Source organism: Acinetobacter sp., from assembly GCF_045628685.1.
Lineage (GTDB): Bacteria > Pseudomonadota > Gammaproteobacteria > Pseudomonadales > Moraxellaceae > Acinetobacter.
In genome coordinates, this window is record NZ_JAZQPV010000036.1 from 63727 (window position 1) to 77460 (window position 13734).

Genomic DNA, 13734 nt, shown 5'->3' on the forward strand with positions numbered 1-13734 from the left:
AAGATAAATATTGTATTTAGTAGTCGCTTTATATTTAAGCTCAAAATATTAATAAATGTAGATTTGAGAAAAAATAATGCCCATAAAGCTAATATGTGTCTCGCACACGCCATTACTGGATTTTGCATCTCCTCCTGCAGCAATAGAAGCAGCTGCACGTCAAACATTTCGAAAACTGGCTGAACAGGTTAGAACCTATAATCCCACGCTCATTGTGGCCTTTGGTCCCGACCATTTTAATGGCTTTTTTTATGACCTAATGCCAAGTTTCTGTGTTGGTGTACATGCAACTGCTGCGGGTGACTGGAATTATGGTCCTGCACCATTAGACGTTCCAGAAGATAAAGCCTTAGGTTTAATTGAACACTGTTTAGAGCACGATATTGATATTTCTTATTCATATCGCATGCAAGCCGACCATGGTTTTACCCAACCGCTGGATTTACTCTGTGAGGGTCAACTGGATCTTTATCCAGTCATTCCGGTATTTATTAATGGCGCTGCTGCCCCTATGCCACGGACCAAACGTGTGATTGAACTGGGTAAAGTGATTGGTGAATACCTTAAAAGCTTAGATGAGCGCGTTTTAATTATTGGTTCCGGCGGTTTATCACATGATCCACCGACACCGCAAATTAGCACCGCAGCACCCGAAGTTCGGGAATTTTTAATTGCCGGACGTAACCCGACAGCAGAAGCACGTAATCATCGTCAATCCAAAATCATTGCCGTGGGACAACGCCTGGCTCATGGTGACTTATCAGCCACGCTACCATTGAACCCGGAATGGGATAAAGACTTATTACAGCGCTTTAAAAATGCGGATTTTGATTATTTAGCCAATATGAGCAATGAAGAAATTCATCAAAATGGCGGTCGTGGCGGTCAGGAAATTCGTGCCTGGATTGCGGCATTTGCAGCACTTTCTGTCAGTGGGGAATATGATTCGGAAGTACATTATTATGAACCGATTCAGGAATGGATTGCCGGTATGGGCATGATGACTGCTGAACCCAAATCATCTGGATTTAATAAATCATAAACATTCATATAGCAGCACTGATTTAAATAAAAAAGACATCAAATGATGTCTTTTCTTGATCGAAGCATGCAAGCTTATTCAACAAAAAGTAAAGCCAGACGCACCTGATCATAACCCATACGCGGTGTAGTCGCTTCCACAATTGGACGCAGCTTAATAACACCATCTTCACTAAAATGTTCCGGACTTTGACGCTTCATTAAGCGTTTATAAATTTTTCGTACCTGTTCAACCACTTCTTCACCCGGATGTGCCACAGAAATATCCAGGCCCTGCTCTTTATGCAATTTAGCCAAATGGTTAATAATAGTTGCAGGCGTTAACCCACGTTCAACCGCAATATCCTGAATTTCATAACCTTCAACAAACAGCTCACGCGTTTCATCCAGTGTAGCGGTGGCATAATTGGTTTTACCGCCGCTTTTGGCAATTTTCTTTTCATTGCGCTGAATTTCAGTTTCATTCAATGTCCCGCCGCAATGACGTATAAAGGCTTTGTGTTGCGGTATCAAATCAATCGCCTCAAAATGATTTTCCGCTTCACTGGATAATTCCTGAAAACGCCGATCGGCTTTAATCGCCAGACTATCCAGTTCTAAAGCCTGCTCATTAATGCCAAGCAGTTTTAAGCCACTTAAGGCTTTTAACCGCGATATTGCGACATATCCCTGACCTTTCTCAAAAGTGTGAGCCAGATTAATTTCAGCCGCTTCCAATGTCATGCCCTGAGATTTATGAATGGTAATTGCCCATGCCAAACGCAGTGGAATTTGCTGAAAACTGGCAATGGTTTTACCGGCATCGTTATCGACCGACCAGGTTTCAGGTGCAACAATCAGTACCGTGCCATCAGTCAGTTTTACTTTCGGTAAAATGCCATGATCATCATCTTCCTCAAAGCCGATGACTTCGCCTAAACTACCGTTGATATAGCCCATATCAAAGTTGTTTTTTACAAACATGACTTTGGCATTTTTCTTTAAGGTGAGATTTTCAGGCGCACGAACCGAAGATTTTAAAGTTTCAATCAGTTTATCATTGCCATCACACACGGCTTCAAACTGTCGCTCATCTGCCTCAATTGCATTCAGATGCTTAAAGTTAATCGCATCCACATCCATATTGTGGGTATACAAACGGGTATAGGTTTCACCAATATCTTGCTGGCGGGTTTGTTCTAAAGCCTGTAAATGTTCAGATGTGATACTTTGACTACGAATTGCATTTAAGATGTCATTTAAATAATCGTTGCCCTGACGATGTTGCTCTGTTAAATAACAGACGCGAAATTTGGCTTCGACCCACGAATCGGACATAAAGCAGAATTTATCACGATTGCGTTCATCATTTTTACCCACTGGTGGTAACTGGAAGAAGTCACCTGCCACAATGACCTGAATGCCACCAAAGGCATCATCACTTTCTTTAAAATATTTAAGCACCTGATTAACCAGATTTAGCTGCTTGGCATGCAACATTGAAATTTCATCAATAACTAGCACCTGGGCATTTTCCAAATGCTCTTTTAGGTATTTGCGCTCTTTCATGTTCTTCAGGTCAGCATCGGATAAAAAATCCTTGATGCCAATCCCGGCCCAGGTATGAATGGTCATGCCGTTCATATGGGTTGCAGCAATTCCGGTTGATGCAGTAATCGCCACCGGTACTTTACGGGCTTTTAAATAATTGATGTACTGATTAAGCGTATAGGTTTTCCCTGCACCAGCCGAACCTGTTAAAAAGACATTTTCGCCCGCTTTTAAAAGCTTGAGTGCAGTTTCTTGTTTCATAAGACCTATAACCGTAAATTAACGGCTATAGCCTACCGATTTTTTCCCTAAAAGTTAAGCACAGAAAAAAGTTTAACGACAGCAACTGTCACTTAAATGGCATTAACTGTACATTTAACCAGGAGATAAATTGCAAAGCGATATTCACAAAAAGATGCTCGGCTTTCTGATTATGTGGATATTCCAACTGGTCATAGGCCATTCTTCCATCTTTTAAATGGCAGCCCAAAGTCATATGATGCGTACCGGTTAACGATGCCATGTGAAAAGCCACATATTCCCCGTCTATAATCCGCTGTGCATAGCTAGCCGCCAGACAATGATGACATCTTTTGGATTCTTCAATAATTCGGTCTAAATCTGCCAGCTCTTCAAAACTCCATCCCGCAAACTAAATCTTTTTCTCAACCATAAACGGTTGCCATACAGCTTCAGCATAATTTTTCTTTAACTGGGCAATAATTTCCTGTTTCTGGATTTGATCATGCCAATAAACAGCCTGATGAAAAAGCCCAAGCCAGGTGGTGCTTTTGGGTACCATTTTATTGTCACTAAAATAATCAACCAAATAATCCCGCACATAAGAATCGAAGACTGACACGCGGGTATGCCGATCACGTAAATAAAAGATTTGCCTAAACTCATCCAGCTGCATTTTATAGTGCTGTAATACAGGATAAAAGTCACGGTTCTGATGGGTGTCCGGACGGATATAAGGTATTAAATCTTCAGGTAAGACCTGAGTTATTTTCTGTAAATGCAACATATAAGCTTGCATTACCCGACTTAAACGTAAATAGGTCTTCTTGACGACTTGCTCGTTGCCTTGCGCGATATTTTGCATCAGCTCCATCCATTCGTCTAAGTACAAAATAGAAGGACTAATCGCAATTCGATGATCATCTAAAGCTTGTCTCTGACCTTTCAGCACTAAACTCTGGTTATTTTCATGTTTAAACCATTGTTCTTGCATCGCATAATAATGGCAGCCATGTATAAACATGCGCGCTGAAGCATACTGAAAATATTGCAAAGTGGCTAAAATGACCTGTGGATGCACTTGACTGGTATCTACAAAACTTAAGGCCGTCACGGCGACCCTGACACTGCTGTGCTGAATCTCGTGACTTAGCCAATCCAGCACATCACCGGATTGTTTAAACAGCCAGTTCACCACACGGGGATAATCAAATAATGGCAGTTTGGCGACTTTCTTTTGCCAAACTGTAGAAGTTGCATAAAGAAAATTATGCTTTGACAATAAATCATCACGTTGCCAGAGTTCGCGTCGCATTAAACGCACAAAACCCAATAACGGTGATTTTTCTTGTGCATGACGATACAGCAACTGTATATCATCCTGATATTCGATTAATTCATATAGCGTAAAGCGCTCTTCAAATGACAGCGCCATAATGCGATACATGGCAGCAGGTAAAAACTGCGGTGCACTAAAACAGAATTCATCCAGACATTCGATTAATTGCTGTAATGGCAAAAACTCATCACTACAGACCACTTGAACCGAGCAAATCTGTTGCAGCATTTGTACAACAGTTTCAGGTAGGGCCGTTTTATTCAATACATAATCGCTCAGCACTTTCGAGTGATAAATCTCTGCATTCATCATCAGCTGATCAATAATTTCAGCTTCATCGACACATAGACATTTTAGATAAGTCCTGACCCGTTCAGCGCCATTGCCCCATAAATAAATCTGTTCGAGTAATAGCTGTCGTAATTGTTGGGCTTTTTGACGCAAGAATATAGAATGTTGCGGTTTTAAATCACCGGTTAAAAAATACAGATCATGTAATATGAATTCTTCTAATGCTTCTGCTTTTTGCCCCAAATAATAAAAATCACCGTGCAAAATACTTTTTAGAGGGGATTCTGGTGTATAAAATTGAAGTTGAAACAAGCCATTGGCGACGTGTATCGCATGCTGCTCCTGATCAATACGAAACATATTTTGCGCATTCAAATTACCGACAATATTAAGCTGATCTTGAAAAATTTCATTTAGCTTTGTAGATATTCTGAGTAACTGTTTCGCAATCCATTGATATTGCGGTACTAAACGTTCCTGTTCCATACTCGCCTCAAATTAAACAATCCTCCAGGGATGAATCTAATCATATACTGAAGCGACTATATGTTGACTGGAAAATTTAATCAAACCTGCTCGGCCAATCATCCAAACTTAACTTAACTTAACTTAATGATTTGATAATCCATTATAAAAATCTAGAAATGAAATATTCACCGGGCTTGTTTAATCTTTCTCAACTTCACGTTGTTGTTTTAAATCTTCTAATCCCGCATAAATTTGTTGCTGAATCTGATCGCGAAAATCTGCTAATTGTTCAGCATTTTCAATATGCATTAAATTTTGTCGTGGCATAAATTGAAAGTAAAAAGGTAAGCGTTTCGGCATTAGGTTTTTAGGCAAGGATGGAATCACATCGCCATGACGTAGCAATTTATCCAGTTGGGGTACTTTCAACAGCTTCTGAAACCAGTTGCTTTCAATCACCAGATTGGCATCAAAACCGAGTTCAAAAACTTCATCGCCACCCAAAGCTGCAAATGCAACAATGTCGTAGTTAAATTCTTGCGCCAGTTTTAAGAAACCATAACGCTGCTTCCAGATCAGCTGGTAGGCCTCACCTTTTCTTTTTAAGACTTCGCGACCACCGCCCGGAAAGACCAAAATAGAATAACCTTGTTGCATTGCGGCACGGATATATTCTTTATTGCCATCCACTGCCCCAAATTTTTTAAACAGGGTGCGCCAACCCGGCAAATAAAAATGACTATGATCAGCAATACTGACCACGGCCACTTTATGTTGGTTATAGAGGTAATCAATCAGGATCGGTGAATCAAATATCCCATATAGCGTGTGATTACCCACATACATTGCAGGTTTGGATGCATCAATATGTTCAGCACCGAAAAAGCTGGGTGTGAAATACTGTTTGGACAACGCACTTAGGCCTTTGATCCATTTGGCATCATGCTCAACCTGCAATAGAGTATTCTTTATGCAACAACATGTTTTTGCACAAGAATTGAACCGACAGAATAACCCGCACCAAATGAGCAAAGTACCCCGTACTCGCCATCATTTACTTCATGGGCAGTACGGTGTAAAGCAATGATCACCCCTGCAGAAGAGGTATTAGCAAACTCATCCAGAATGATCGGTACCAGTGTACGATCCGCATCTTTACCCACTACATATTTTAAAATGAGATCGTTCATGCTGGCATTGGCTTGATGCAACCAGAAACGTTTGACATTGGTTGGTGCAATCTCATTTTTCTCAAGTTGCTTGGTAATGATTTTCGCAACCAGTGGACAAACTTCTTTAAACACTTTACGACCGTCTTGACGGAACAGTTTGTCATCTGCAACCGCATCTTCACTACGGTTTAAATAACCGAAGTTGTTGCGAATGTTGTTTGAAAATTGGGTAAATAAATGCGTATCTACAATTTCAAAACCAGTTTTAGTGGTCGTGTCCTCAATAATGGATGCTGTTGCAACATCACCAAAAATAAAGTGACAGTCACGTGAACGGAAATCGGTATGACCAGAAGTAATTTCCACATTTACCAGCAATACACGGCGTGCGCCAGTTTTGATGGCATCAGCAGCCTGTTTCAAACCAAATGTTGCAGCAGAACATGCCACATTCATGTCATAGGCATAGCCTTCTATACCTAAAGCTGTTTGAATTTCAATGGCTACCGCCGGATAAGCACGCTGAATGTTTGAACAAGACAGAATCACTACATCGATATCTTCTGCAGTGACACCGGCGTTTTCCATTGCCTGTTTAGCCGCAGTCACGCCCCATTCTGCTTGAATGGAAAGCTCATCATTGCTGCGTTCACGTAAACGTGGATATAGACGTTTTGGATCTAGGATGCCTGATTTTTCAGCAACATAACGACTTTTAACCCCAGATGCTTTTTCAATAAACTCGGCATTTGAACCGCGACGCGCTTCAATTTCACCCGCTGCGATTTTATCCGCATTGTCGTGGTTAAACTGTTCCACATAAGCATTTAAACTTGCAACTAATTCTTCATTGCTAATGGCTTCTTCTGGATGATAAAGACCAGTACCTGTAATACGAATGCCCATGTAAAACTCCTGCTAATATCGCGCTATGTTAACTGATACCTAACTGATCCCATACTTTTTGCAATCGGGTTGGAGAAACAGGCATCTTTGTTTTCATTGGCTGTGAGAACAAATTAATGCGAAATTCTTCAACCATGAAGTACAGTTCTTTCAGGCGGGCATCATTTTTAAACTTAAATAATTTTTCCATCCATGGGTCAACTTGATCAATGGCAGAATTGTCCCTTTGTAGGTTATTTGGCAAGCGCTCTAAACGCAAGATCAATGCCTTTAAATAACGGGGGAATTCCTGCCAGATGTCTGAAGATTTCACATACACAAAGTCGGAAAGATTCATCAAATCAAGCTGATCCTCAATGTCATCGATATTTTTCCCAAACAGAGAATCGTCTAAAACCAACAATTTCCGACGAATATCCTGCCACTGGATATAAATATCACTCAGTACCAATAATGCCTCTTGTCCATGCGTTAGGAAAGATTTTTTTACATTTAAAATCAAGTTTTGAAACTCTTCAGCATTGACAGGAAGCTCATTTATTGTCATCTGCAGTGTGGCATAAACTAACATCTGTTCAAGTTTGGCCTTGTCACCAAGCGGTGAATAGGCCAAAGCCAGGGGTTTTGAAATCTGTTTTTTTAGCTGACGAACCAGGTCTCCCAACTGCATATAAACCAGACGAATCACCCCTTCCCGATGCTGACGAATCGCTTCAGCCTGATCATTAAAGGTTTGAATCACCACACCCGATTCATCTTTCGCATCGAGTTCCGCAAATACTTTGGTCGGTACCAAAGCTTGATATTGCTTAACAATTACCCCTGTCACTTTTTGCGAGGCTTCAAAAGTGAAATTATCCGGGAAGGTTTTAAACTCACCCTTAAGCTGTTTCACAGGACTATGCGTTTCAGTACGACAACGCGCTTTAAGTTCAGCCAGATTACGACCTTTTTCAAGCACCCGGCCTTTTTCATCAATGACTTTAATGAACGGCAACAAGTACTGGTCAACCCGATCAAAGGAGAAATCTTTAGCCGTGATTTGCTCACCACGTAACTGAAAAGCTAAATAACTGAAAATGTGCTCACGTAAATGTACCGCATCAATGCCGTTCATCAGCTTACGCGCAGTATCCGGAATTGGAACCAGATTGCGACGCTTGTCTTTAGGCAGTGATTTTAACAAAGCTTCAATCAAATTCTGACGCCAGCCCGGTATGCCCCACGACCAGATATTTTCATCCACCTGTGGCAAGGCTTGCACTGGAATTTTAACCGTTGCACCATCTTCATCATGGCTTGGGTCAAAGCGATAGCTCGCCGCCAGACGTAAAGAACCGTTGTGCAAATAATCTGGAAATTGCTGTGTCGTTGGACGATCATTCATCCACAACGCATCATCATCGACAAATAAATAACGTGGATTTTGCGGCTCAACCGTTGCCCGCCAGTCTTCAAAGGTTCGTCGGCTGGCGACCTCATCAGGGACTTTGGACGCATAGAACTGATAAATGGTTTCTTCATCGACCACCAGATCACGACGACGCAGCTTATCTTCGACACGCTCCACTTCTTCAAGCTTGAGCAAATTATGCTTTAAGAATGGTGGGGTAATGCCTAAATGACCCGTGGTCAACGCATCACGCAGGAAAATCTCATGCGCTGCCGGCTGATCAACCTTTTCATAGTTCATCAAACGCTTCGGTTCAATAATCAAGCCAAATAATGAAATCTGGTCATAACAATTGACGATACCGGATTTCTTCGACCAATGCGGCTCAAAATAGTGATGCTTCAGCAAATCAGGGGCAGCCAGCAGAATCCATTCAGGTTCAATTTTCGCCAAAGTCCGCAAATACACTTGAGACGTTTCCACCATCTCAAAAGCCATCACCCAGGATGCGCCGGCTTTATGCAAAGTCGATGCCGGGAAAATGCGGGCCTTTTGCTGCCGCACTGCCATATAGACATTTTTTTCATCGGTTTTATTGGCAATAAACGAAAGCAAACCGGTCAATAAAGCACGGTGCAAGTTTTCATAACTGGCTTTTTTCTCATTAAATGAAAGCTTTAATCCTTGAGCTAATTCAGTCAATTGTTCGTGAGTTTTTTTCCATTCACGTAAACGTAACCAGCTTAAAAAGTGCTGACGGGCAAAATTACGCCGTTTGTTTTCATTCATTGAAGTACGGTTATTCTGCAAGGTTTCCCATAACTTGATGTAAAACAAAAAGTCAGAATCGCCTTCCTTAAATAACGCATGTTTCTGATCGGCTTGAGTTTGTTTATCTGCCGGACGTTCACGCGGATCTTGTACTGCCAGTGCTGCAACAATAATTAGAACTTCATTCAGCACACCAAAATGTGCACCACCTAAAATCATACGGGCCAAACGCGGGTCAATCGGCATCTTCGCCATTTGCTGACCGATTTTGGTTAATCCGCCTTGTGTTGCCACATTCTTAGAAGCACTAGCTTGTGAAGATAATTTTCCTTCTTCAGCTTTAGGAGAATTTTTCTCATGCATTGCCCCAAGCTCAATTAGTAGCTTGCGACCATCATTCACCAAGCGATGATCTGGTGGTTCAATAAAGTCGAAACTTTCCAGCTCACCCAGATTCAGGCTTTGCATCTGTAAAATTACAGAGGCTAAATTGGTACGCTTGATTTCAGGTTCGGTAAATTCAGGACGGCTCAGGAAGTCATCTTCAGAATACAGTCGAATACAGACACCCGGTGCAATACGGCCACAACGCCCTTTACGCTGATTCGCTGCCGCTTGCGATACAGCTTCAATCGGTAAACGCTGAACCCGAGAACGATAGCTATAACGTGAAATACGCGCAAAGCCACTATCAATCACATAGCGGATATTTGGTACAGTTAAAGCTGTTTCTGCGACGTTGGTGGCAATGATAATGCGTCGACCACTACCGCCCGGATTAAAAATCCTTTGCTGTTCAGCCAAAGCCAAGCGCGCATATAAGGGTAAAATTTCAGTATGCCGTGGACCATGCTTTTGCAGGGTTTCTTGCAGTTCGCGAATTTCCTGTTCAGTACTGGCAAAAATCAGGATATCGGCATGTTCAGGATGACCTTTTTCCTGCGCATCCTGAAAACATTCATGGACTGCCTGAACCACTGCACGGGGCAGGTTCTCTTCAAAGTCATCAAATTCATCATCATCACTGCCCCCAATCGTCATTTCTGAAATCGGACGATAACGCAGCTCTACAGGGAAACTACGTCCTTCAACTTCAAAAATCGGGGCATCAAAAAAGTAACGGCTAAAGCGGTTTACATCTAGGGTTGCTGAAGTGATAATGACTTTTAAATCACGACGCTTAGGCAAAAGCTGCTTTAAATAGCCCATGATAAAGTCGATATTGAGTGAACGCTCATGCGCTTCATCAATAATAATGGTGTCGTATTTGGTGAGGAACCGGTCATTGGCCAATTCTGCCAGCAAAATACCATCCGTCATTAAACGGACAATAGAATCTTGCGAACCTTGTTCATGAAAACGGATTTTAAAACCAATCGATTCACCCAGCTTTTCACCGACTTCTTCAGCAATACGTTGCGATACGCTACGTGCAGCCAGTCGTCGTGGTTGGGTATGTCCAATCATGCCGGTTAAACCACGCCCGGCTAGCATGGCAATTTGCGGTAACTGTGTAGTTTTACCCGAACCGGTTTCCCCCGCCACAATAATCACCTGATGCTGTTGAATCGCTTCAATCAACTTGTCTTTATATTGGGTAACCGGCAGGTCTTGATTCAGTTTGATGTTCGGAACGCGAGACAGGCGCTCACGAACTTTATGATTGGATTTTTCTAATAATTCTTGATATTTCGCCTCACTGGCATCTTTACCTTTGCGTAGCCGATTTAAACGATGACGGTCACGTGCCATGACCCATTGATCTACATTTAAATGACTTAACACAGATAATTTATCCCAAAACAAAAAATTGAACTGAATATTTTACGCTGTAACGCTCTTGAGAGAAAGACAATGCCATGTTTATTGAGCAGGTTTGATGTAAAGAATCCGCAAAAGCATAAAAAATAAATCATCAATAAAGCTAAATTGACGGATTATATGCTTTAAGCAAGCTCAAATATTTTCTCTAGAAAAGATGACTCACCTAAAAATATTTCATTCTTAAAAAAGAAACTTAATTTAAAAAAATTTACCCTTGAATTTTAGTGCTTGAGCCGTCATCTTCTTAGGCAAGCTGAAAAACTGACCTTTGGTCATTTAGTCCTCTTGTTTATAGGACTGAATAGATGGATAAATCAGATTTGGTGAAATAGTAGGTTTTATCTTAGTTAATTCGGTTTTTCCGATTTCAATTATGTAAAAATACTGTTTCAGCAATAACAAAAAATTCGCTATTCTTTTGGATATCAAATACAAACCTCAATCATGGAGACAATGATGAGCTTAATTAATACAGAAGTTAAACCATTTAAAGCAACTGCATTCCAAAATGGTCAATTTATCGAAGTAACTGAAGCTGATCTTAAAGGCAAATGGTCTGTAGTATTCTTCTACCCAGCTGACTTCACTTTTGTTTGCCCAACTGAACTTGGAGACCTTGCAGACAACTATGCTGAATTCCAAAAATTAGGCGTTGAAATTTATTCAGTTTCTACTGACACTCACTTCACGCACAAAGCTTGGCATGATTCTTCTGAAGAAATCAAAAAAATCCAATATGTAATGGTGGGTGATGCGAACTGGACGCTTGCTAAAAACTTCGACGTATTAATCGAAGCTGACGGCCTTGCAGATCGTGGTACTTTCGTAATCGATCCAGAAGGTAAAATCCAAATCGTTGAAATCAACGCTGGTGGTGTTGGCCGTGATGCTTCAGAACTTCTTCGTAAAGTTAAAGCAGCTCAATACGTTCACGCTCACCCAGGTGAAGTTTGCCCAGCTAAATGGAAAGAAGGCGACGCTACTTTAGCTCCTTCAATCGACTTAGTGGGTAAAATCTAATTCAGGTTAGATTGAGCTGATTCAAAAAAACCACGCTAAAAAGCGTGGTTTTTTATGGATTATAGGAAATATTCAATTCTTCAGCTCAATTAAAATTCTGTAGTGATAATTCCAAAGCATTTCTCATATTGATATAACAGCATTTTTATTAAAAATACTACAATTCTGCTATACATGTCGGGATCTTTTTATCTTAGTTTCAAGCTATGCAGTCAATATAATGCTGTATGAGGAACTAAAGAATAAGGAGCGCTTATGGGAACAATGCTTGTCGTCACTTCTTATAAATACAATGCATCTTCACGCTATTTGAAAATTTTTTATAATAATGGATCAGGCGAGCTTTACCACCCGGTTCCCGAGTTTATCTATCATAATTTGTTGCGCTGCACTGATAAAACCGCTTTTGTACAAAAATATTTAGAATACAATGTGCAATTCACCCGCATTTCAATCATATAAATCCATATAAATAAAAAAAAGTCAGGTAAATTTTTTGAACTCGATTTTGTATTTTCCTTACTATTTTATTTATAGCAAATCATAAACAACCCTGCACCTATGGACAAGGTCATAGTGATAAACCGCCCATCATCTTTGACCAGTTCAATAAAGTTTTTCACTTCTGCCGCATGAGAGATGACATTATCGACAATCAAAACGCCGCCTTGCGGATGAATCATGTTTTGCAGATAAGTCCAGTAATCGACATAAGTATCGCGCTCGGCATCTAACAGAATGAAATCATATTGATCGGTACAATTTTCAAGAAACTTTTGTGCATCCCCTACCCAAAAATTAATAACCTGATCCAACGCCAACTCTTGCGCATATTGTTGCGCCTGAGCAGTGCGTGATGGATCTATTTCCAAGGTAGTTACATGACCTTGTGTATTTTGTGCTGCATTTGCCAGCCATAAAGTCGAATAACCAGTAGACGTTCCAATTTCTAAAATTGTTTTCGACTGCTGTATACGAATTTGCATCGCTAAAAATAATGCCGAATCAGGTTCAATATTTCGATAACGCTGAATACGCTCATGTTGTAATGCATCAAATTTGATAAAACTTTGATACAGCTCTTGCATCCGTTGCTGGAATGCCAAACTCATGCTCATATCCGATATCTCTTTTTTAGCGATTATTCCAAGTCTAACTGATCTATGCCAGAAATCTGTATTCAAGAAGTTTCTTGGATCAATTTAAATCTCGGAACAACTTGACCATCCGCTAGGATGACTGTTTCTTGAAACATCGCTAAAGGACGTATCCACATCGAATAATCACCATATAAACACTGATACACCACCAGTTTTTCACGTGTTTCACTATGGGTGGCCACATGAAACACCTGATATAAATTGCCTTTATAATGTTGATAAATTCCCGATTTAAGATTCATAACTGGTTACCTATTAAAAACTTACGCTCATCATACTCAACATTTCTATTGATCAGGACATAAATCTGCTTCTTTGCCTAAAACACCCAATAACAACTTGAATATTCACATTAAGCCCTCACCTTTAATATCGAAAGCTGAATCAATTAAACACACGTATGATCTAGATATTCGATCACTTTAATCAAAATGAATCGTTTCACCTATTCAGTCATTTATCCTAATATCGCTTTATTGAATAAGCATTTACTCCGTTGGAGACGTTAGCCATGTTAGACCAAAATACTTCAGCTCAGTTAAAAACACTTCTTGAACGCCTTGAAGGTCCGATTGAACT

General features: G+C 40.6%; 9 protein-coding genes and 1 pseudogene. 3 read left to right on the top strand and 7 right to left on the bottom strand.

The annotated features are described in order from the left end of the window. Nucleotides 1-76 precede the first annotated feature (76 nt). On the top strand, nt 77-1042 hold the full coding sequence (locus ACKI4H_RS04975) for a 3-carboxyethylcatechol 2,3-dioxygenase (protein ID WP_407304212.1): 966 nt from the start codon (nt 77-79) through the stop codon (nt 1040-1042). A 74-nt stretch (nt 1043-1116) separates the two neighbouring features. Here ACKI4H_RS04975 and ACKI4H_RS04980 read toward each other — a convergent pair whose 3' ends face one another. The 5 genes and pseudogenes from ACKI4H_RS04980 to hrpA form a co-directional block, all read right to left on the bottom strand. Next, nucleotides 1117-2832: an AAA family ATPase gene (locus tag ACKI4H_RS04980; RefSeq protein WP_407304214.1), complete on the bottom strand. Its 1716-nt coding sequence runs from the start codon at nt 2830-2832 to the stop codon at nt 1117-1119. Nucleotides 2833-2920: 88 nt separating this feature from the next. Continuing rightward, nucleotides 2921-4927, bottom strand: a pseudogene (locus ACKI4H_RS04985) (hypothetical protein). A 180-nt stretch (nt 4928-5107) separates the two neighbouring features. Further along, nucleotides 5108-5866, bottom strand: coding sequence for a lysophospholipid acyltransferase family protein (locus ACKI4H_RS04990; RefSeq protein WP_407304216.1), 759 nt, complete (start codon nt 5864-5866; stop codon nt 5108-5110). A gap of 11 nt (nt 5867-5877) precedes the next feature. Continuing rightward, nucleotides 5878-6987 carry a beta-ketoacyl-ACP synthase III gene (locus tag ACKI4H_RS04995; protein ID WP_407304218.1) on the bottom strand — a complete coding sequence of 370 codons (1110 nt, stop codon included), beginning with the start codon at nt 6985-6987 and terminating at the stop codon, nt 5878-5880. Between the two features lie 28 nt (nt 6988-7015). Further along, complete coding sequence (gene hrpA, locus ACKI4H_RS05000; protein ID WP_407304228.1) at nt 7016-10903, bottom strand: ATP-dependent RNA helicase HrpA; 3888 nt, start codon at nt 10901-10903, stop codon at nt 7016-7018. A 528-nt stretch (nt 10904-11431) separates the two neighbouring features. Between hrpA and ahpC the strand changes: the two genes are divergently transcribed. After that, nucleotides 11432-11995: an alkyl hydroperoxide reductase subunit C gene (gene ahpC / locus ACKI4H_RS05005; protein ID WP_131215921.1), complete on the top strand. Its 564-nt coding sequence runs from the start codon at nt 11432-11434 to the stop codon at nt 11993-11995. Nucleotides 11996-12250: 255 nt separating this feature from the next. Continuing rightward, complete coding sequence (locus ACKI4H_RS05010) at nt 12251-12457, top strand: KTSC domain-containing protein (RefSeq protein WP_407304220.1); 207 nt, start codon at nt 12251-12253, stop codon at nt 12455-12457. A gap of 65 nt (nt 12458-12522) precedes the next feature. Here the strand turns inward: ACKI4H_RS05010 and ACKI4H_RS05015 are convergent, their stop codons facing one another. Next, nucleotides 12523-13113, bottom strand: a complete 591-nt coding sequence (locus ACKI4H_RS05015) for an O-methyltransferase (RefSeq protein WP_407304222.1) — start codon at nt 13111-13113, stop codon at nt 12523-12525. A 62-nt stretch (nt 13114-13175) separates the two neighbouring features. Continuing rightward, nucleotides 13176-13397: a DUF1653 domain-containing protein gene (locus ACKI4H_RS05020; protein WP_407304224.1), complete on the bottom strand. Its 222-nt coding sequence runs from the start codon at nt 13395-13397 to the stop codon at nt 13176-13178. Between the last annotated feature and the right edge of the window lie 337 nt (nt 13398-13734).

What these genes read in the sequence shown, in the direction of transcription:
- ACKI4H_RS05010 (WP_407304220.1), top strand. Translation starts at nt 12,251, where the DNA reads ATGGGAACAATGCTTGTCGTCACTTCTTATAAATACAATGCATCTTCA.
- ACKI4H_RS05015 (WP_407304222.1), bottom strand. Translation starts at nt 13,113, where the DNA reads ATGAGCATGAGTTTGGCATTCCAGCAACGGATGCAAGAGCTGTATCAA.
- ahpC (WP_131215921.1), top strand. Translation starts at nt 11,432, where the DNA reads ATGAGCTTAATTAATACAGAAGTTAAACCATTTAAAGCAACTGCATTC.
- ACKI4H_RS04975 (WP_407304212.1), top strand. Translation starts at nt 77, where the DNA reads ATGCCCATAAAGCTAATATGTGTCTCGCACACGCCATTACTGGATTTT.
- ACKI4H_RS04995 (WP_407304218.1), bottom strand. Translation starts at nt 6,987, where the DNA reads ATGGGCATTCGTATTACAGGTACTGGTCTTTATCATCCAGAAGAAGCC.
- ACKI4H_RS04980 (WP_407304214.1), bottom strand. Translation starts at nt 2,832, where the DNA reads ATGAAACAAGAAACTGCACTCAAGCTTTTAAAAGCGGGCGAAAATGTC.
- ACKI4H_RS05020 (WP_407304224.1), bottom strand. Translation starts at nt 13,397, where the DNA reads ATGAATCTTAAATCGGGAATTTATCAACATTATAAAGGCAATTTATAT.
- hrpA (WP_407304228.1), bottom strand. Translation starts at nt 10,903, where the DNA reads ATGGCACGTGACCGTCATCGTTTAAATCGGCTACGCAAAGGTAAAGAT.